This is a genomic window from Shewanella sp. AS1 (assembly GCF_021412565.1).
In the GTDB taxonomy this organism is placed as follows: Bacteria; Pseudomonadota; Gammaproteobacteria; order Enterobacterales; family Shewanellaceae; genus Shewanella.
The window spans coordinates 314,274-334,599 of the sequence record NZ_JAKCLJ010000003.1 but is presented as its reverse complement, the minus strand read 5'-3'; the positions used below and the strand labels follow the sequence as shown (position 1 = coordinate 334,599).

Annotated in this window: 13 protein-coding genes; 5 read left to right on the top strand and 8 right to left on the bottom strand. The window is 46.0% G+C overall.

Features of this window, described 5'->3' with window-relative positions; genetic code table 11:
- Window positions 1-221 precede the first annotated feature (221 nt).
- Window positions 222-2,288 (top strand): Ig-like domain-containing protein, encoded by a 2,067-nt coding sequence (locus LZP69_RS07350; protein WP_234199569.1) that lies wholly within the window; start codon window positions 222-224, stop codon window positions 2,286-2,288.
- Window positions 2,289-2,568: 280 nt separating this feature from the next.
- Here LZP69_RS07350 and LZP69_RS07345 read toward each other — a convergent pair whose 3' ends face one another.
- The 8 genes from LZP69_RS07345 to LZP69_RS07310 form a co-directional block, all read right to left on the bottom strand.
- Window positions 2,569-4,293, bottom strand: a complete 1,725-nt coding sequence (locus tag LZP69_RS07345; RefSeq protein ID WP_234199568.1) for a hypothetical protein — start codon at window positions 4,291-4,293, stop codon at window positions 2,569-2,571.
- A 495-nt stretch (window positions 4,294-4,788) separates the two neighbouring features.
- Window positions 4,789-5,577: a DsbA family protein gene (locus tag LZP69_RS07340; protein ID WP_234199567.1), complete on the bottom strand. Its 789-nt coding sequence runs from the start codon at window positions 5,575-5,577 to the stop codon at window positions 4,789-4,791.
- Between the two features lie 33 nt (window positions 5,578-5,610).
- The gene (locus tag LZP69_RS07335) at window positions 5,611-6,966 is read right to left on the bottom strand and encodes a sigma-54 dependent transcriptional regulator (RefSeq protein WP_234199566.1); all 1,356 of its coding nucleotides are present in this window, start codon (window positions 6,964-6,966) and stop codon (window positions 5,611-5,613) included.
- Between the two features lie 264 nt (window positions 6,967-7,230).
- Window positions 7,231-7,401, bottom strand: coding sequence for a hypothetical protein (locus tag LZP69_RS07330; protein WP_234199565.1), 171 nt, complete (start codon window positions 7,399-7,401; stop codon window positions 7,231-7,233).
- 132 nt (window positions 7,402-7,533) lie between these two features.
- On the bottom strand, window positions 7,534-10,584 hold the full coding sequence (locus LZP69_RS07325; protein ID WP_234199564.1) for an efflux RND transporter permease subunit: 3,051 nt from the start codon (window positions 10,582-10,584) through the stop codon (window positions 7,534-7,536).
- Window positions 10,581-13,823, bottom strand: a complete 3,243-nt coding sequence (locus LZP69_RS07320) for an efflux RND transporter permease subunit (protein ID WP_234199562.1) — start codon at window positions 13,821-13,823, stop codon at window positions 10,581-10,583. Before LZP69_RS07320 ends, LZP69_RS07325 begins: the two co-directional genes overlap by 4 nt.
- Before the next feature lie 4 nt (window positions 13,824-13,827).
- The gene (locus LZP69_RS07315; protein WP_234199560.1) at window positions 13,828-14,901 is read right to left on the bottom strand and encodes an efflux RND transporter periplasmic adaptor subunit; all 1,074 of its coding nucleotides are present in this window, start codon (window positions 14,899-14,901) and stop codon (window positions 13,828-13,830) included.
- Between the two features lie 314 nt (window positions 14,902-15,215).
- On the bottom strand, window positions 15,216-16,502 hold the full coding sequence (locus LZP69_RS07310; protein ID WP_234199559.1) for a citrate synthase: 1,287 nt from the start codon (window positions 16,500-16,502) through the stop codon (window positions 15,216-15,218).
- A gap of 415 nt (window positions 16,503-16,917) precedes the next feature.
- Between LZP69_RS07310 and sdhC the strand changes: the two genes are divergently transcribed.
- The 4 genes from sdhC to LZP69_RS07290 are packed head-to-tail and all read left to right on the top strand — an operon-like array spanning window position 16,918 to window position 20,139.
- Entirely contained in the window at window positions 16,918-17,313 is a 396-nt protein-coding gene (gene sdhC / locus LZP69_RS07305; protein ID WP_234199558.1) for a succinate dehydrogenase cytochrome b556 subunit, read from the top strand.
- Window positions 17,307-17,654, top strand: a complete 348-nt coding sequence (gene sdhD, locus LZP69_RS07300) for a succinate dehydrogenase, hydrophobic membrane anchor protein (protein WP_234199557.1) — start codon at window positions 17,307-17,309, stop codon at window positions 17,652-17,654. Before sdhC ends, sdhD begins: the two co-directional genes overlap by 7 nt.
- Window positions 17,655-19,421, top strand: a complete 1,767-nt coding sequence (gene sdhA, locus LZP69_RS07295; protein ID WP_234199556.1) for a succinate dehydrogenase flavoprotein subunit — start codon at window positions 17,655-17,657, stop codon at window positions 19,419-19,421. It begins immediately after the preceding gene.
- Window positions 19,422-19,431: 10 nt separating this feature from the next.
- Window positions 19,432-20,139 (top strand): succinate dehydrogenase iron-sulfur subunit, encoded by a 708-nt coding sequence (locus LZP69_RS07290; RefSeq protein ID WP_234199555.1) that lies wholly within the window; start codon window positions 19,432-19,434, stop codon window positions 20,137-20,139.
- Window positions 20,140-20,326 lie beyond the last annotated feature (187 nt).

The window sequence follows — 20,326 nt, the reverse complement described above, 5'->3', positions numbered from 1 at the left end:
GATATGTGACGGGGTATTACAGTCAGCTGAGACCACATCAATATAACGGTGGGCTGACACCCAATGAGTCAGAGCGAAGATATTGGCTTGAATACAAAACCGTGGCCAATTTTAGTTGACCACTACAAAGAGGGTGGCTGGACTACCGAAAGAGCGTTGAAAGAGACTAGTACTTGTACTTGGAGCTTTCGAAGTGATGTTGACTTTGAGAGAGCCTAAATATGAGTTCTGTTCATTACGCTGTTGCGCGTACCGATTCTACTTTCCTAAAAAACCTTGGTTTGGAGCTAATGGGCGTAGGCCTATTGTCGGCGTCGGCTATCATGCCTGTTTATGCTGAACCTCATTCATCAATATCAACAACTCAAACTAAAGTTGGTGCACATCAACTAAAAGGTGTTCTGAGTGTTGAATACACCGACTATCAAGATGAAAAACTCCCAGAATTACATCATAAGGTGACGCTAGACGACGGCAGGGTCCTGCCTTTTAATATCGTCGGGAAGAATCTTAAACTAAAAAATGCTCAGGAAGTTACGCTGCCAAATAGCGTGCTTAAAAACCCGAATCTTTATCCAGAACAAATTACTTTATTTGATGGTGGAGTAAGTACAACGTCAGCTGCCGCTAGCAGTTTGAATTCGATCACAGTGACTGGCGATCGCAGTGTGTTAGTGATGTTGGTGAAATTTGAAAACTCTTTAAGTGATTACGCCAGTGTTGAAGAGGCTAATGATCTGGTTTTTAACCAAGGAAATGAATTCTACCTAGAAAACTCAAACGGGAAAGTCAGTTTAAGTGGCGATACCATAGGTTATTTAACTGTCCCGCTGGATAAAAATAACTGTGATACCACAGCTATTGGGAATCAAGCCGATATATTGGCTCGTGATCAAGGTTTTGAGCCAAATGACTATGACCACGTAATGTATGTCATTCAAGCGAGTCTAGGTTGTCGTTGGTCTGGTCAGGGTACTGTGGCTGGTTACCCTGGGCGTACTTGGATAAAAAACTTCCAAATTAAAACCGTAGTTCATGAACTTGGCCATAACCTTGGGTTACATCATTCCCATAGCAAAGATTGTGGTGAGTCAGTTAGTGAAGGTACTTGTATAGTTGCTGACTATGGTGATATTTACGATGCAATGGGGGGAGCCGATGAAGGTGCTCATTTCAATGCTTTCCAAAAAGAACGCCTAGGTTGGTTAAATAACCAAGTTACTACTGTTACTAATGACCAAGTGATCACCTTAGATGCTTACGAATCTACAGATAGTAACAGTACCCTTGCTGCAAAAATTTACCTCGGTAACGATGCCAATGGTAATGCGCGCTACTATTACTTGGAGTATCGTACTCCAACAGGTTTCAATACGTTTTTATTCGACAAATATGCCAATTTGACAGATTCAATTATTTTGCGCGAGGGGACAGAAAATACGCCTGGTAGCAGCTATCTACTCGATAGTACACCTATGAGTACCAGCAGTGACTGGTCTGATAGCACCATAAAGGTCGGTCAGACTTTTTACGATGCAGATAATGGTGTGACAATCGAACTGTTGGCGGCCGATGGTTATCAAGCAACCGTAGGTATTAGTCATTCAAATGCAACCTCTTGTGTTGCCAAGGCACCGAGCTTAACCGCTATGTCTTCGGGTAGTATGCAAACCTGGGAACAAAAGAGACTAAGTTACAAGTTAACTAATAATGATTCTGCAGGTTGTGCAAGCAACGATGTTTCGCTTGCAGCGGCTCTGCCAACTGGATGGGGTGGCCAGTGGGATCAAACCGTAATGACACTTGCGCCGCAGCAAACAGTTACCGTTAATTTTACCTTGACAGTTAACGGTGACCTTGGTGCTCAGCAGCTTACTTTGATTGCCACGCCAAGTAACGGAATGACGAATGCTGAGCTGCTGCAAACCGTTACAGTTGAAGAGTCTATTACTAACACGGCACCAGTTGCTCAGGCGGATACACTGACGCTTAGTAGCAAGACAAGTGGCATAGTTAGCGTATTAGGCAATGATAGCGATGCAGATGGTGATCTGCTTACCGTTGTTGCTGTTGGCTCAGCGGCGAAGGGAAGTGTCGTAATCAACAGTGATAATACTATTACCTATATACCAGCTAAGTCATTTAAGTCGAGCGATAGCTTCACTTATACAATTAGTGACGGTGAATTGCAGGCAACAGCAACGGTTAACGTAACCTTATCGAGCGGTTCTGACGATGGTGGAAAGCCCGGTGGTGGAAAGCCTGGCGGTAATGGAAAAAATAAATAATTCCAAATAGTATTTTTAACAAGAAAAAGGAATTTTTTGTAATCGGGTGCTAAGCCCCACTTCGGCGTTTGCTGCTTGACTCACATTCACAGGATTCCCTGAACGGGAGTATTAAAGTGAGGTTCTTTTAGGTAGAAGAAATTTGGGGCTGCAAGTGGGTTTGGGAAACAAAGTATAAACTCAATGCTAACTTTCACAACCAATTTCAAAGTGCCCTTATAGTGAATGAAAAAAGCCACCTGGATTAGCAGGTGGCTTTGTTATTAACTTGCATAAACCTCTATTCAGGTTGAGGTTCAGGTTCAGGTTGCAATGGGCATAATGGACAGGTTGCCGTTACCTCATCGGTCAATTCTTCACTCTGACTCTCGTCAAATACAGAGTATGCAGAAACAGATACTGTATTTTGAGAATTTAGTCTATTGCCAGTAGGTAGCGTGCTAGGTCTGTAAGTGTTAGATATGATTGCACAAACATCTCCCTCGTAAACCAGGCCTGGCGCTTCAAGACATAAGCCATTGTCACAACTACCGACGGAGCAGTCATCATCGATCTCACAAGCTTGCGCGATGTCCAGTAGGTAAGGAACTGCATCTAGGCCTACAGTCGCATCAGTAATGGTTGCGTCTAGTGGTACATCACCTAAGTTACAAGAGACGATATCGTAATCGACACTCAATACGACCTCGCCACCATCTTCGACTAACTCTGATGTACAGACTTTCGTTAAGTCAATGGCGGGGTTGAGATCCAAAGGGGCACATTCAATAGTAAACTCGTCGGTGGCTGTAGAGTTACCAAAGTTGACCGTTGCTTCAATAGTGTTCATTGGCGGATTGTCATTGGTATAGAAGGTACCAGAATAAGTGAATGATTCTCCACCTGGGAGTCCTTGTCCGCCGTTAAGGTCACCAACGGTAGTGTTGGCGGCAGTGCTAACGTCATCGCTCGTGTCATTAGGTGTTCCGGAATCATCAACAATCTCGATATACAAGTCTTTATCGTAAGCTCCAGAACCATCATTGGTAACGGTTGCCTCAAACGAAGCGACATAGGTCTTGTCTGTTGGATCACTGGCTAGGGCTAGTCTTTCTACCTTACAAGTCTTAGTGACCATAATGCTACACAGTGGGAATTCACCGCTGATGAAGTCTTTAAGCTGTGCGGTTTCCGAACGTGAGGAGCGAGTTTCAATTAAGAAGCTGCTGAAACATGGGATATTATCTCCTAGAATCTCAGTAACATTCACTCTGCCCTCAAAAAATGACTCATGGGGATAAGTAGCAGTTGAACCATCTTTTGCCATATAGTCCCATATCGTCATTTGCGAGTCGCCTTGGTTGGTGATTGCACAAGCTTCTTCGGCGACATTTTCCGCGTCACACTTAGCACTGTGGCTGTCATCGTTCTCAGAGTCATAGAGCACTTTCAGATTGGCAGACACATCTCCGCCACCTTCCATCCATTCCATGACTTGTACAAATGGCTCAGCATTGCTGCCTTGTGGATACTCCATCACAATAAATAGATCGCCATTAGTATGATGACCGGTAAATTGATTATTACCATCGGGGCCGACATCTGCTTGGTAGAACCAGAAGCCAAAGATAGCATCACCACTATTGGCATAACGGTCAGCACCGAAGTAGAAAATGAGATCACCAGTACCGTCACGATAGGCTGCGGCAATACCGTTTCTGATGTCATCTTTATCGGGAACCGAACCGTCTTTATACCACCATTGGGTGACGTCGTTGATGTCTTTCGAACCCCCTTTCCAGAAGATTGTTTTTGGAGGAAGATCTGGTATAACGCCGGCCATGCCAGTTTCTCTATCAACTGAAATGGCAATTGCCCCTGCGCCATTTTCGAGGACTTGCTCCCAGTCATTCATACCGTCACTTTTCACGTTACCGTCGAGTTCGAGTTTATCAACGACGGCAAATGCGCTGGCAGCGGTAAAGCAGGCTGCACAACACATGATTGCAAATTTATTGAATCTCATAATCGTATCTCCTACAAATTTGAGACTTCTGTTCCTTGTTGTTATGGCCACTGTTTTGCCATCCAAACTAGGTTCATTTTCTCAAAAGTGTTTACTTAGGCTTACTACTTGTTCAGCGTATGCTGCTCTTAATGGCTGCACTGATGACGAATAAAACGGAACCTCACAGTGCAGCATCCAAATAGATGGCCTAATAACAGCAAACATTAGGCCAATGCTGTAAGTTTTTGATATCAATGATTTATTTTGTTTTGCTGATAATGATAATCGTAGATGTGTTACATATGCGTTACATATGTGTAGCAGTGTGCATTGTCCAAATGAAGGGGGACATGACTCTTGATGCAGATGAGATGTTTACGAATAGATGAGCATCAGATACCGGTGAAAAACTTTGTTGGTGGGGGAAGTTAAAGCGCCAGCAAGTGCCTCTAGGTAAATGCCTTTAGAAAAGTGCTTTATGACTTCACATTTGAGCTGGTTGAGTTAGTTCAGTTAATTGGTCTGGGTCTGTTTTTCTAAGGCGTCGATTGCCGCTTTAAAAGTGTCATAGCTTTGTGCGCCGACAATCATTTTGGGTTTGATCAGACGATTGCCTTCTAGTTTTCCAATCAGAAAACTTGGCGTGCCTCGAACACCTAACGATGCGCCATACCTTATGTCTTGATCTATCTTATTGGTGATGTTTTGATCTTCTAGGCAGGCGGTGAATTTCGTCATGTCTAGCGAAAGCTGGGTTGCGGTATCTTGGTAGAGCTTGTCCCCCAGTTGCCTCATATTTTTAAACAGGGCATCACGCATGGGCCAATAGGCATTTTGTTGCAGGCTACAGTTGGCGGCGATGGCTGCGCCTTTAGCCTTAGGGTGAGAACCTAATGGGAAGTCTCTGGCGATATATTTCACCTTGCCGGTGTCGATATAGGCGCTCTTGATCTTGGTGAAGGTGTTGTCCATGTATCGTTTGCAGTAGGGGCATTGGAAGTCTGAAAACTCAATTATTGCGATTTGCGCCGTGGCCATCCCAATGGAGGGCAGTTTACCATCTTCGTCAGGGTTAGTTTGCGTAGGCAGGCTGCGATTTTTAAGCTTCTGGCCTCTCATCACTACTGTGTGTATCTCTTCGATCTGGCTGCCCATGATGTCCACTTGTTGCTGTAGTTGACCCACCTCCTGTTTCAGGTAGGCGAGTTCTTGCTCTAACTTGTCGTCACTTTTTTGCTGACAGGCAGCAGTAAAAAACAGCAAAGATAGGCAGACTATCACTGTTGAATGAGTAGATGGCATAAGTCGATCCTCGTTTGGTGCCACTGACCTTGTCTATAGCGTTATCTTGCACTTCTTGATGAGGCGATAGAAAGTTGTTCGTGAGATGTTGAGTTCACGGGCCGCCGCTGAGATATTGTGGTTATTGTGTTTGATGGCGTTGAGCAGTAACTCAGTGTCTATCTCGGTTCTATGCTGAGCCAAATCGACGACCTCGGGGGCGGGGGCAATAACCGTCTTAAGGCCTAAGTCTTCCGGGGTTATTTCACCGCTGTCGCTCATTACAATCGCTCTTTGTATACGATTCTTAAGTTCGCGAATATTGCCCGGCCATTGATATTGCTCCAGGGCCAGCAGGCTTGCCTTGCTGAAATGAAACTGGCGGGTTTCAGGTGCCAGCTTCTCCAAATAGCTTTTAGCCAAAATACAGATATCGACTTTATGTTGCCTCAGGCTGGGAACATCAATTTGTAGGGTATTGATGCGATAGTAGAGATCTTCCCGGAAATGCCCCTCTTCTACGGAAGATTCCAGATCCACATGGGTAGCAAATATCACACGACAATCGACATTGGTGGTTTTGGTTGCGCCTAGTCGTTCGATGTAATGCTCCTCGAGAAAATGGAGCAGATTTATCTGTAGCTCCAGTGGCAGATCGCCAATCTCATCGAGAAACAGTGTGCCTTTATTGGCGCGTTCTATATGGCCGATATATTGTTTATCTGCGCCTGTGAAGGCGCCTTTTTCGTGGCCGAAGAGCTCGGAATGAATAAGGCTAGCAGGCAGTGCGCCGCAATTGACTGTGATAAATGGGCCATTTTTCCGTGACGATAATTGATGAATATAGTCAGCACAGAGACCTTTACCCGTGCCGGTTTCACCGCCTATCAGTAAAGTTTCATCGCTGAGCGCCACCTTCTCTAAGTTGCTTTTTAGCTGCTGCATCTGCGGCGACTGACCAAAATAGAGTGGTGATGCATTCTTGGTGTCCTGCACTTTTTTCTGCTGATTAATATTCGCAAGTCCGAGCAGGTGACCTAGGGTGTGATCGAGTCTTTGCCAGTCCAAGGGGAGGTGATGATAATCCAAAAAATAATCGGTAACAGGGCCATCTAAGGCTTTCATCGCCTTTTCGCCATCTAGGGTAATGGCTATCCAGAGGAGAGGAGATTGCTGTTTTTCCAATTGTTTGATTATCTTGATCACCCGCTGCAGACTGGCTTTATCTATGATGGCTATCGCCACTTTGTAATTGTGATCTTTTAATGATTTTGTTGCTGATGTCAGACAGTTGACGTGTATAAAGCGCCAATGGATAGCCTCGCTATCATCGAAGTGGTTTTTATCTGTCAGGTTAAGTACGAGTACATGTGACTGCTCGTGGTTATTGCTCGTTTTTGAATCGCTCACGTTGCCTCTGCTTGCGTCAGAACTGCATTGGAGATGGTTTAAATTTTAGGAAAAGCACACAGATTATCAAGGCGCGGGGCAGAAGCTTTGATGGTGAACACAGGGCACTTTGACATTTATTTATGATTTTCTAATTTACTCTGATGCTAATGGAAAGGTGCAAATAGAAAGGGATTAATCGAAAGAGTTAAAGAGACAGGGGATAAGGAAGTTTGTAGGGAAACTTGTAAGGAAGGGAATAAGGTTTAATAGGGGGAAAGCATCTTAACCGACAGACACACCTATATTACCGCCGGCGCCGCTGGACATATAGCTATGCTCGCTGAGTTTGACCGGGGTGATATTCACCTTGTCGAAGCGTGAGTCGGCGGCAAGGCTCTGTGAGCCGAAGAGGCTGCAAAGCAGCAGGGCACTGAAAGGGAATAATCTTGGCATTGTGTGCTCTTTTTATAAAAGTGATTTGATTTAATGAGTTGCTTTAACATAACCGTAAAAAACTAGGCTGCAACAAGCAGCCTAGGTCATGGTTTCAGCGTCTATTGTTCATACCCTATTGTTCAGGGCGAATTAGTCGTGTGCCCAGGGCATGACGCGGCGGGTGAATCTGTCGGCATTGCCAAGCTTAATGGCCGCCTGATGCCTCATCCGATACAGGGCTTGATAACACAAGGGAACCAGATAGAGACTAGTCAAAGTAGAAAAACTCAGCCCGCCTATGATGGCAATCGCCATGGGTGCATAAGGTGGTCCGCCGCCCCCAATCTGAGTATCGCCCATCGCCAGCGGGATCAAGCCCAGCACTGTGGTTGAGACTGTCATCAAGACGGGTCTTAAGCGGGTGATACACACTCGGCTGATGGTATCTGATAATTTATCAAGCTCAGGCGTTTTCTGATTGATTTGATCCACTAAGACGATGCCGTTGTTAACCACTATCCCCATCAGGATCAATATACCAATCATAGCCATGACGGACATGGGCGTACCGCTAAATAGCAGCGCCCAAAAAACACCCGTTATCGAAAAGAGAATCGAGGTGATAATGGCTGTGGGGAGCAATAGTGACTCGAATACTGCCGCCATCACTATGTAGATCATGGCAACGGCTAGGATCATATTGGTTATCATAACGGCCTGATCTTCATCTTGACGTTGGAAACCACCACGTAGTGAATAGTTATACCCGGTTGGAAAAGATACTGCATTCATCACTTTTTCAATCGCTTGTTGCGCTTCCTGGGTGGTGAGCTCGTCCAGATTAGCGCCAATGGAGAGCGCTGTTTGACGATCATAGTGACGTATAGTGTCAAATCTGGGTTGGATAATAATATCCGCAAGGCTCTGTAAGGTATAAACATGCTCATTCTGGCGTATGATGGGGAGTTGTTGTAACCGCTCCAGCGAGTTACGCCACTGTTTATCGAACGCCAGTTCGATTCTTAATTCGCCACTGGGGTCGTGTCTAAAAGAGCGTAGTGGCGCTCCTCTTAGTGCGGTTGCTACATTTTGTGCAAGTTCATTTAAACTCACTCCCAATCTTGCTGCCATGGTTCGATCCAACTCAATCAACACCTCTTGCTGGGTGTTGTTAAGTTCAGAACGAACATCGGTAAGACCCTTGATTTGCGAAAGCAAGGGCACCACTTTTTCGCTGAGGTCAATCAATTCACTGGTGGAACGTCCGGTTAGGGTGACTCGAACGCCGCTATTATCACCGCCCCAACCAAATTGTGGTTTTGCGATTGAAAACTTGGGAAAGCTAGCACGGATCTCACGTTTGAGTGCTTTGATATCAATATCGGCATCTTCTTTTAATAACAGGGTCGATTGAGCATCGTCGCTGGCGTAATAGCTATAAACGGAGTCGATAAAAAACTTGTCTTTATTGGCATAAAGGTAGGCTTCCATTTTATTGACCATAGCTTCGGTTATTGCAAGATTATGACGTCCTTCAACCTGATAGTTTATAAAAAGGCGCTGCTCGCCTTCACCATCGGATTGATCTTGTTTCACCATGCTAAGAGGTAAAGCCGTAGAGGCTAGAAGTAGTAAGGCAATCAAGCCAGATATTTTGGGATGACGCAAAGTCCAGTTAAGGCTTGTTTGATAGAAACGTGCCAGCCGGTTTGGATTGATCTGTTCATCAATCTCGAAGTGAATCCTGCTTAATATGAGTGGAATAAGTGTCTTAGCAACAAGAAGTGATGCCGCTAGTGAAATGCAGATAGCAATGGCCACATGTTCGAGGTAGATGGTCATTTCGACCTTAATCCCAAAAATGTTAGGTAAAAATACGATCGCTGTGGTCAGTGTGCCGGCTAATACGGCAAGGGAGATTTTGTTTACGCCGGTTAAGACAGCCTGTTCGGCAGGGATATTCTGTGACCGCTGTTTTTCCTGCAGCACACTTTCACAGACCACCACGGCATTATCGATCAGCATTCCCACTGCCAGCAGCAATCCCATCATAGAAAGTACATTGAGGCTGTAACCAAGGAAATACATGGCTGCAAGGGTCATGCATAAAGAGATGGGCACGGATGATACAACGACCAGCGTCATCTTAAGATTGCGTAAAAACAGGTAAAGTACGATAAAGGAGAGCAGGGCGCCGATTAACCCGGCCGCTAATAGATCTGCTAAGGAGGATTTTACTCCATCAGCCTGATCTTCCATGATAAATAACTTGATACCATGAAACTGTTGATCTTGTTTTGCGGCTTCTATGACCTTAAGCACACGCGCTGAAACATCTACCAAATTGGCACCAGACTCCTTAAATACCTCCAGTCCAACTGCATAATTTTTATCTAGATGGCGACCATCGACGCGTTCTGGCAAGGCGTAATGTATGCTCGCGATATCACCTAAGGTGATGCCGGGAATTAAGACGAGTGCTTTAATTTCTTCCAGATCGTGAAACTCGCCTTTAGGAGAAACCTGATAAACTCTGTCATTTGTTCGCAAGATACCAGCATTGACGATAAAATTCTCCTGGCGTAAGCGAGACTGCAGTTGTTGAATATTAAGTCCACTGGCGGCGAGTTTGTCGGCATTTAGCCGGATCTCTATCTGCTTTTGCTCTACACCATAGAGCCTGACTTGTGATACACCTTCCACGCGTTCTAGTGGCTTTTTTAGTTGTTTATCGAGTAGGTCAAACGCCCCTGAAAGCTCACGTTCACTGGAGATACGTATCGTAAGCAAGGGCATATCGGCAGTGGAAAATTGACGTATAAATACACGCTCGACATCTTTAGGTAGCAGATGGCGTATGGCATCGACTTTTTCCCTTGCTTCTAGGCTCTTAGTAGAGACATTTTCGCCCCATTTCATTCTCAGTTGAATCTCTGCCCCATTTTGTGATGAGCGGGATCTCAGTTCTTCGATACCGCCCATAGTGGCTAAAGATTCTTCTAAAACATTGGTTATTTCCCGCTCTACTTCTGCAGGAGTAGAGCCACTATAGGGGACTTCTATCTGTACCTGTGGATAATCGATACCGGGAAACATCTCAAGAGGCAGTAATCGGCTCGAGGCCAAGCCAAACAACAAGATAGCCACAAAAAACATGCTAGTGGTGACAGGTCTTGAGATGGCTAAATGGGTCATATTCATACTGCATCCCCCGTAATTACAGGGCTTGGTTTGGGGCTAAACTGTTTACGATCGAACAGGGCGTAGAGTGCGGGGATCACCACTAGAGTTAGTAAGGTCGCAAGTGTTAAACCAAAGATAACCGTAATCGCCATCGGAGCGCGAACTTCGCTACCATCACCCAGCCCTAAGGCCATGGGTGCCAGGCCCAGAGCCGTAGTCATAGTCGTCATCACAATAGGACGCAGACGGGATTTTGCGGCTTCTTCGATGGCATGCAACTTCTCTACGCCTTGCTCACGTAACTGATTGATACGATCTACGAGCACAATTGCATTATTAACCACTATGCCGGCAAGCATGATAAGACCGATAAACACCACGACGCTTAGATGGGTTTGTGTGATAAACAGGCCTAAAATACTGCCACCAACGGCCATAGGGATAGCGATCAGGATCAGCAGAGGATGTATCAGAGATTCAAACTGACTTGCCATCACCAGATATACCAGAAATACCGCTAGCACCAAGGCAATTTGTAGTGACTGGAAGGAGTGTTCCATCTCCTCATTCTGGCCACCGAAACGTACCTGAATCGAGGTGGGTAGCTGTTGTTTGGCGATAATATTGCGCGCCTCTGTTACCGCTTCATTGAGATCGCCATAGGCCAAGTTGGCTGACACAATCGCGACTCGCTGCTGACTGATACGGTTGATAGCTGAAGGTCCTAAATTAAGCGAGATATCGGCAACAGCGCTCAGTGAGATCGGATGATCACTGCTTGGATTAATGATCATTGAATCGATATCGCTGATCTGATCCCTTTCATCTAAATTACTGCGAACAAGGATATCGATTTTTCGATCCCTTAAGGTGTATTGGCTGGCGACGGTTCCGCCAATGCGTTGAGCGATACGGTTAGCGACGCTGGGGGCATCCATGCCAAGCGCAGCAAGACGGGCATGGTCAAAGTGGATACTGAGTTCGGGTTGTCCGTCTCGTAGGCTGGTATTGAGATCGGCGAAACGGTCAGAATCTGACAGGGCACTGACTAAGCTATCTGCGGTCTGTTTGAGCTGGTCAAGATCGTATCCTATTACCTCAACCTCTAAGGGGGTTTTAAAGCTAAAGAGCTCAGGATGTTGAATTTTCGCTTCCAATTCAGGAATACTCATCGCTGTTGTACGCAGTACATGGGTGACAGCATCAAAAGCCTGATGATCAGCAAGCACGACCTGTAAGCGCCCCCAGTTTTCACCGCCACGAGAGGTGTCTGAGGTCATCAGCCCGCCACTGCCTGCTTGACTGTAGGCGTGTTTTACGTCGCTTCTGTCTTTAATGGACAGGGCAAGTGTCTGTAATACGCGATCGGTTTCACTGACTTCTGTTCCTGGCGGTAGTAACACTTCAACATAGAATTCTCCCTGATTCATAGGAGGGATCAGCTCCATCCCCAATCTGGGCAACAAACTCATAGTGGTGATTGTCATGACGACGGCGAGGCTTAGCGTAAGCCAAGCATATTTTAGGGCTCGCTTGAGCAGCAGATGATAGATACGTTCAATTAACTGATAAGCCCAGTTAAAGAGCTGACTGATAGGGCGCATGATAAGACCTGCAAGCCAAGATAGTGTACGGCTTATCATCAAGATTAAGGTGAGTATCAAGGAAGGTAAGTAACTGAACAAAATAACAAAGGGGAAAGAACATACTGTAGCCCCGTAGTACTTAATTTTATCCAACTTAGTGTTCAGCTCGGGTTTTTCCTGCTTTTTGACTAAGTGTGGCAGGATTTTAAAGCCTTCACGGGATGCCAGCATAGGAATAGTAGTGAGCGCCACCAGTAATGAAGCGAGCAGGGCGAAAGTAACCGTAAGAGCCTGATCGGAGAAGAGGGCTCCGGCAACGCCATCGACAAATACCAAAGGCACAAATACCGCTAAGGTGGTTAACGTCGAGGCAAAAATGGCCCCTGCGACCTCTTTGGTGCCAGTGACCGCAGCATCGAGTTTACTCATGCCCATTTTCTTACAGCGGTCGATATTCTCCAATACAACAATGGCATTATCGACTAATAGCCCTACCGCGAGAGCGATCCCGCCAAGGGACATGATGTTAAGACTGATATTGGCAAAATACATCATGTTAAAGGTGGCAATAACTGAGAAGGGGATAGAGATAGAGATAATAAGGGTAGGAATTATATCCCTTAAAAACAAGTAGATAACCAGCATGGAAAGCAGACTTCCTATGAGAGCGGCCGAGGTCACCTCGCTGACTGCACTCTGAATAAATTCAGATTGGTCGTAGATCACTTTCAACTGATGTTTAGGATTCAGTTTGTTAAGTTGTTCGAGTTTAGCAATCACTTTTTTTGCCACCGCCACGGTATTGGCGTCACCCTCTTTATAAATGGCAAGTTCAATCGATTCTGTTGAACCTATGCGGGTAATGTCGTTGCGTTCTTTATGACTGTCGATGATATCGGCCACCTCAAATAGACGTACTAAGGTTTGCTGATCCCGGTAGACAATGATCTGCCCAAGTTCATCTAAGGAGTTAAATTGATTCAGGGTTCTAACCAGATACTCTTTATCGCCCTGTACAACCTTACCGGCAGAAAGGTTGATATTTTCGGCGGCAATACGCTCGCGGATCTTATCGGCACTGAGGTTAAGCTGACTGAGCTTCTCTTGATTGAGCAGGATATGAACTTCCTGTTCGAGCCCGCCGGAAAGACGTACTGCGGCCACTCCGGTCAGGGATTCGAGCTGACGTTTTAACTCCTCTTCGGCAAAGGTGCGCATCGGTTTTAACTCTGATCTCTCGGGTACCGCTAATGCCAAGCGAACGATAGGATCCAAATTGGGATTAAAGCGCAATAGAAGGGGCTTTTTCACATCTAACGGCAGTTCAACGGTATCGAGTTTTTCCCGCACTTCTAAACTGGCCATATCCATATCTGTGCCCCATTCAAATTCGAGCACCACATCGGACATGCCTGAGCGAGAGATAGAGTTGATCTTGCGCAGTCCTTTAACTATGCCAGCCGATTCCTCTATGGGTTTAGAAATCAACTGCTCAACCTCAACAGGTGCCGCGCCCTCATATTGGGTACGAATCGTGATGGTGGGATAGCTAAGATCCGGCAATAATTTGACCGCTAGACGGGAGAAGCCCACCATACCAAACAAGATCACTGCTAGCATAAACATCCACACAGATACCGGCCGTTTAACGGAAGTATTGATTAAAGACATAATGTTATTTCCGTTCCTGTTTTACCGTTGCAACATCCAGGGCACTTATAACTTCCACCAGGGATTGATCTTTCAGGTTTTGCTGGCCGCGAATAACCACTTGCTCACCGGGTTGAATACCTGAGATCACCTCGACTGTATCGGCTTGGCGGTAGCCTAAGGTGACTTCCCGACGCAGGGCATTATTACCCTCGATAACATACAAGGCATTTTGATTATCCTGATTGACGATGGCGTTATAAGGCACAGTGATCACATTGCTGTGGGTGTCATAACGCAGTTCGACCCGGGTAAACATGCCGGCCTTGAGTCTGGCCTCCTGGTTGGGGACGGAGAGGGTTACTTTGAAAGTACCGCTTTGGGGATCCACAATCGGGCTGATCCGCAGTACGTTAGCGTGGATGCTCTCATGGTTCTTCTGATTGAGAAACAGTTCGGCATCCTGGCCCAAGCGTAGCTGATTTAGCTGAATTTCAGGCAGATGGACTATACCGTAGAGCTCATCCTGATTAACGACATAAAAAAGCTGGTCGAACTCTTTGGCCATATTGCCAACTTTCACATAGCGTTTGGCAATGACTCCATTTATAGGGGAGCGCACCATGCTGTCCTCTACATGCAGGGCGGCGAGATCTCGTTCGGCGATTGCAGCTTGCAGGTTGTACTCAAGTTTTGCCATGGAGTCGGCACTGACAAATTCTTTGTTGTTCATCTTTTTAAGACGATTAAGTTCCTGTTCGATAATCTCTACTTCCGCTTGCGAACGGGCTAAATCATAGCGTTGGCGTTTAGCATCAATAACAGCCAGCAGTTGTCCTTTAGTGACCCGATCGCCTTCTTCCACTTTGATGTTTTCAATAAGACCCGCGATTCTGGAGGTGACGTTGGCTTCTTCGGGAGCCTCAAGGGTGGCTGTGGTGCTATAAAAAGAGGAAACATCGCCTTTAGTAACGTGAGCCGTTTCTACAGGAATAGCGTATTGCGCTTCCTCTTTGACTGTTTGTTCTTCGCCACAGGCGCTCAACAGGGTAACAAATAGCAGTGAGTAGGTGAGTTTTGATTTTGACCAAGATTCCATGTGAACATACCTGAATTATTTTTCCAATTGGCTCTTATAAAGCACAAGCTGTGCCATCTTTTATTTTTGTTATTTATCAGATATTTAGTTTTATTTTATTTTAGATTGAAGACGTAAAATCAACAAATGTAGTGATAATGTTTAATTTTTGATGTTTTTCACTAACAGATGGTGTTCCTCTTCGTGTGGGGAGGCAGAGCCTCTAAGGAGAATTGTATTTGATAATGGTGGGAGAATTTGGATTTTTAGAATAAAAAAGGCGCCTAAAGCGCCTTTTATCTATTTGGGGAAAGGGGATTCCCCATTACAGGAGATTATCGTTTGTCTAAGCTGACAAAGTCACGCTCAGGTGAGCCGGTATACAGCTGACGTGGGCGACTGATCTTGTGACCTGGTTGATCTAACATCTCTTTCCAGTGAGCAATCCAGCCAACGGTACGTGCTAGTGCAAACAGCACAGTAAACATGCTGGTTGGGATACCAATGGCCTTCATTATGATGCCTGAGTAGAAATCAACGTTGGGGTAGAGCTTCTTAGAAACGAAGTACTCATCTTCCAATGCGATACGTTCAAGCTCCATGGCCACATCGAGTAGCGGATCTTCCACTTTTAGCTCAGCAAGCACTTCATGACAGGTTTCACGCATCACTTTGGCACGTGGGTCGAAGTTCTTATAGACGCGGTGACCAAAGCCCATCAGACGGAATGGATCTTCTTTGTCTTTAGCGCGAGCGATGAACTCAGGAATGCGATCGACTGAGCCTATCTCTTCGAGCATGTTCAGACAGGCTTCGTTTGCACCACCGTGTGCAGGTCCCCAGAGTGAGGCGATACCCGCGGCGATACAAGCAAATGGGTTTGCACCCGAAGAGCCTGCTAGACGCACTGTAGACGTTGACGCATTTTGTTCATGATCCGCATGGAGGATGAAGATACGATCCATCGCGCGTTCAACAATTGGGTTTACCTTATAGTCTTCACAAGGCACAGCAAACATCATGCTGAGGAAGTTACCCGCGTAGCTTAGGTCGTTACGTGGATAGATGAAAGGTTGACCAACCGAGTATTTGTAACACATGGCCGCTATGGTTGGCATCTTAGATACTAGACGGAAAGCAGCTATTTCACGGTGATGTTCATCATTAACATCGAGCGAGTCTTGATAGAAAGCAGACAAGGCTCCTGTTACGCCACACAGCATTGCCATGGGGTGAGCGTCACGACGGAATCCGCGGAAGAAATGCGCGATCTGTTCGTGAACCATAGTATGTATTTTTACTGTATGGGTAAATTTTTCGTATTGCGCTTTGCTTGGCAAATCACCATAAAGTAAAAGATAACAAAGATCTAAATAATCAGATTCGACGGCAAGCTCGTCAATTGCGTATCCACGGTGTAACAGTATACCTTGGGCACCATCGATATAAGTGATGGCTGATTCGCAGGATGCGGTCGCTAAAAATCCTGGGTCAAATGTGAAATGACCTTTACTTCCGAGTTTGCTGATGTCAATAACATCAAAACCTGCCGTTCCTTTTTTAATAGGCAGTTCAATCGAATCGTTCCCTGGTAGTTCTAACTTGGCTATATGCTCAGCCATACCCCGTTCTCCTTACTTCATTCTTATGTGAGTGCGGCTTATCTCAAACGCACAATACTTTACAGTGAATCTAGATCACATTTCAATTCAATTAACCGTTTAAATTTCTTAGACTATGGTCTTAAATGTTTACAACTAATTGTCAATATTGATGTTTTGTCTATTTTTTTAGCAAAAAACAAAATTTGAAGAATGTGATGTTTGTATTTGACTTTTTGCAGGCGTATACTAGCCACCGGCTCGATAGAGCAGCAAACAACTCAATTTAGAAACCATTTTTTTACATACTAAATTAGTGTTTTTTGAATTAGTTAACTGTTTGTTTCAACTTTTCTTTTGTTGCGAAAGGAGGTGGTAAGTTTGCTTGCTGGTCAAATTTCGTTCGGAAGAGGTTCAATAACAAAAATAATGCTCAATGGAGCAGAGTGAGCAGAACGTGAAAAAGCAAAGACCTGTCCATCTAGATCTGCAGACCATTCGCTTTCCTGCAACAGCGATTGCGTCAATCCTTCACCGTGTATCCGGTGTCATCATGTTATTTGCCGTCGGCATTCTTATTTGGTTGTTAAGCGAGTCGCTTGCCTCAGCCGAAAGTTTTGCCGGTGTCCAATCTCTTTTTGATAACTTCTTGGTTAAGTTTGTCGTCTGGGGAATTCTGACCGCCCTTGGTTACCATCTGGTTGTTGGTTTGCGCCACATCATCATGGATACAGGTCGTTGGGAAGAGTTAAGCTCAGGTAACGCATCAGCCAAGGCTGCTTTTGTTATTGCAGCAGCATTATCAATTACTGCGGGGATTTGGGTATGGTAACTAACGCAGCAAGCCTTGGACGCAGTGGCGTTCATGATTTTATTCTTATTCGTGCTAGTGCAATCATTCTGACCTGCTACACCATTTTCCTGGTTGGGTTTATTGCCGCTAGTGCTCCACTTACTTATGACATCTGGCACGGGCTCTACAGCACTCTGCCGATGAAAGTCTTTACGCTTCTGGCGCTGGTGGCCGTGCTTATCCATTCATGGATCGGTGTCTGGCAGGTGTTAACTGACTATGTGAAATGTGTCAGTCTGCGTGGCGTATTGCAGTTTGTCTTCGTTGTAGCCGCTTTCTCTTATCTGGCTGCCGGCATTGTTATTGTGTGGGGTGTTTAAGTGAGTATTCCAGTTCGTGAATTTGATGCAGTCGTTATCGGCGCTGGTGGCGCGGGTATGCGAGCTGCACTACAGATCTCTAAAGAAGGTAAGAGCTGCGCGCTATTATCTAAAGTTTTCCCAACACGTTCGCATACGGTATCGGCTCAGGGCGGTATTACTGTTGCACTAGGTAATGCTCACGAAGATCATTGGGAACAGCATATGTACGATACCGTTAAGGGCTCCGATTTTATCGGTGACCAGGACGCTATCGAGTTTATGTGTCAAACCGGTCCTGAAGCCATTATTGAGCTTGAGCACATGGGTCTGCCTTTCTCCCGTTTCGAAAACGGTAAGATCTACCAACGTCCTTTCGGTGGTCAGTCGAAAAACTTTGGTGGCGAGCAGGCGGCACGTACTGCCGCAGCGGCTGACCGTACGGGTCACGCGCTGCTGCACTGTTTATACCAGCAAAACGTTAAGCATAAGACAGAGGTGTTCTCTGAGTGGTATGCGCTGGATCTGGTTAAAAATGAAGATGGTGCCATTGTCGGTTGTACTGCAATCGAAATCGAAACTGGCGAGATAGTCTATTTCAAGTCTAAGGCAACCATTCTAGCGACAGGCGGTGCGGGTCGTATCTATGCTTCTACCACTAACGCTCACATCAACACAGGTGATGGTGTTGGTATGGCGATGCGTGCCGGCGTGCAGATGCAGGACATGGAAATGTGGCAGTTCCACCCAACCGGTATTGCCGGCGCCGGTGTACTGGTGACCGAAGGTTGTCGTGGCGAAGGCGGATATCTGCTGAACAAAGACGGCGAACGTTTCATGGAGCGTTATGCGCCAAACGCAAAAGATCTTGCTTCTCGCGACGTCGTTGCCCGTTCAATGATGACTGAGATCCGTGAAGGTCGCGGCCTCGATGGTCCACTGGGCCCACACTGTCTACTCAAACTGGATCACTTAGGCAAAGAGACCTTAGAAGCGCGTCTACCAGGCGTATGTGAATTGTCACGTACCTTTGCACATATCGATCCGGCCGATGGTCCAATCCCTGTATTGCCAACCTGTCACTACATGATGGGTGGTCTGCCAGCTAAGGTGAGTGGTCAGGTTATTCGCAAGAATGACGATGGCAGCGAAAGCGATGTTGTTGGTCTGTTTGCCGTGGGTGAAATCGCCTGTGTATCGGTACACGGCGCTAACCGCTTAGGTGGTAACTCATTGCTAGACTTAGTCGTCTTTGGCCGCGCAGCCGGTCAACACTTAGGTAAGGCGCTGGATGAAACCGCAACGCCTAAAGTCGCAACAGAGGCTGAGATTGCCAAATCACTCGAGCGTCTTAACCGCTGGGAAAACAACAAAGACGGCGAAGATCCTGCGCAAATTCGTAAAGACCTGCAGCTTTGTATGCAACTTAACTTCTCGGTATTCCGCAGCGGCGATGCCATGGCAGAAGGTTTGGAGCAGCTTAAGGCTATTCGTGAGCGTCTGGCCAATGCCAAGCTGTCCGATAACTCTAAAGAGTTCAATACCCAGCGTATCGAGTGTCTGGAGTTAGACAACCTGATGGCGACCGCAATCGCTACCGCCTATGCGGCAAACTTCCGTACAGAGAGTCGTGGTGCGCATTCACGTGAAGATTACCTTGAGCGTGATGATGATAACTGGTTATGTCATAGCCTGTTTGACCCTGAGACTGAGCAGATGCTCAAGCGTGATGTGAACATGGAGCCTAAGCTGCGTGCCGCATTCCCGCCAATCAAGCGTACCTACTAAGGAAGATAAGATGAATTTAAAGATAGCTATTTATCGCTATAATCCTGAAGTAGACACTAAGCCTTACATGAAGGATTATACGCTGGAAGTTGCAGAAGGTACCGATATGATGGTGCTGGATGTGTTGATGCAGCTAAAGGTACAAGATCCTACGCTAGCCTTCCGTCGCTCATGCCGCGAAGGGGTTTGTGGTAGTGATGGCGTTAATATGAACGGTAAAAACGGCCTTGCCTGTATCACCCCTATCTCAACCTTTAAGGGTAAGAAGATAGAGATACGTCCGTTGCCAGGTATGCCGGTTGTGCGTGACTTGATCGTCGATTTGACTCAGTTCTACAAACAGTATGAGAAGATCAAGCCATACCTGATCAACGATGAGAGAACCCCGGCGCGTGAGCATCTGCAATCGCCCGAGCAGCGTGAGCATCTCGATGGTCTGTATGAGTGCATCATGTGTGCCTGTTGTTCGACAGCTTGCCCATCATTTTGGTGGAACCCAGACAAGTTTATCGGCCCAAGCGGTCTATTACACGCCTATCGATTCCTTATCGACAGCCGTGACACCGCCACCGAAGAGCGCTTGTCTGAACTTGACGATGCTTACAGCGTATTTCGTTGCCATGGCATCATGAACTGTGTGGATGTGTGTCCTAAAGGCCTTAACCCGACTAAAGCCATTGGTCATATTAAGTCCATGTTGCTAAAGCGAGCAGTATAAATGCCATCACCTGAGCGATTAATTTTGATCTAGCTCATTCGAGAGTCACTTTTCCGATTGGAAGGGTGGCTCTTTTGTGTAATGGATGACAATGTGTGAAATCTGGATTCCCAGGGTGGCAATAATGTGCGATGTAGTGAGCTTAACTACATTTGTATTAAGATGATTTCGGCTAAACACGTGTATC

Bases quoted from the DNA above. Each gene is read 5' to 3' on its own strand.
- LZP69_RS07325 (WP_234199564.1), bottom strand. From the start codon at position 10,584: ATGAATATGACCCATTTAGCCATCTCAAGACCTGTCACCACTAGCATG.
- LZP69_RS07290 (WP_234199555.1), top strand. From the start codon at position 19,432: ATGAATTTAAAGATAGCTATTTATCGCTATAATCCTGAAGTAGACACT.
- LZP69_RS07310 (WP_234199559.1), bottom strand. From the start codon at position 16,502: ATGGCTGAGCATATAGCCAAGTTAGAACTACCAGGGAACGATTCGATT.
- LZP69_RS07350 (WP_234199569.1), top strand. From the start codon at position 222: ATGAGTTCTGTTCATTACGCTGTTGCGCGTACCGATTCTACTTTCCTA.
- sdhD (WP_234199557.1), top strand. From the start codon at position 17,307: ATGGTAACTAACGCAGCAAGCCTTGGACGCAGTGGCGTTCATGATTTT.
- LZP69_RS07345 (WP_234199568.1), bottom strand. From the start codon at position 4,293: ATGAGATTCAATAAATTTGCAATCATGTGTTGTGCAGCCTGCTTTACC.
- LZP69_RS07330 (WP_234199565.1), bottom strand. From the start codon at position 7,401: ATGCCAAGATTATTCCCTTTCAGTGCCCTGCTGCTTTGCAGCCTCTTC.
- LZP69_RS07320 (WP_234199562.1), bottom strand. From the start codon at position 13,823: ATGTCTTTAATCAATACTTCCGTTAAACGGCCGGTATCTGTGTGGATG.
- LZP69_RS07340 (WP_234199567.1), bottom strand. From the start codon at position 5,577: ATGCCATCTACTCATTCAACAGTGATAGTCTGCCTATCTTTGCTGTTT.
- sdhC (WP_234199558.1), top strand. From the start codon at position 16,918: ATGGAGCAGAGTGAGCAGAACGTGAAAAAGCAAAGACCTGTCCATCTA.
- LZP69_RS07315 (WP_234199560.1), bottom strand. From the start codon at position 14,901: ATGGAATCTTGGTCAAAATCAAAACTCACCTACTCACTGCTATTTGTT.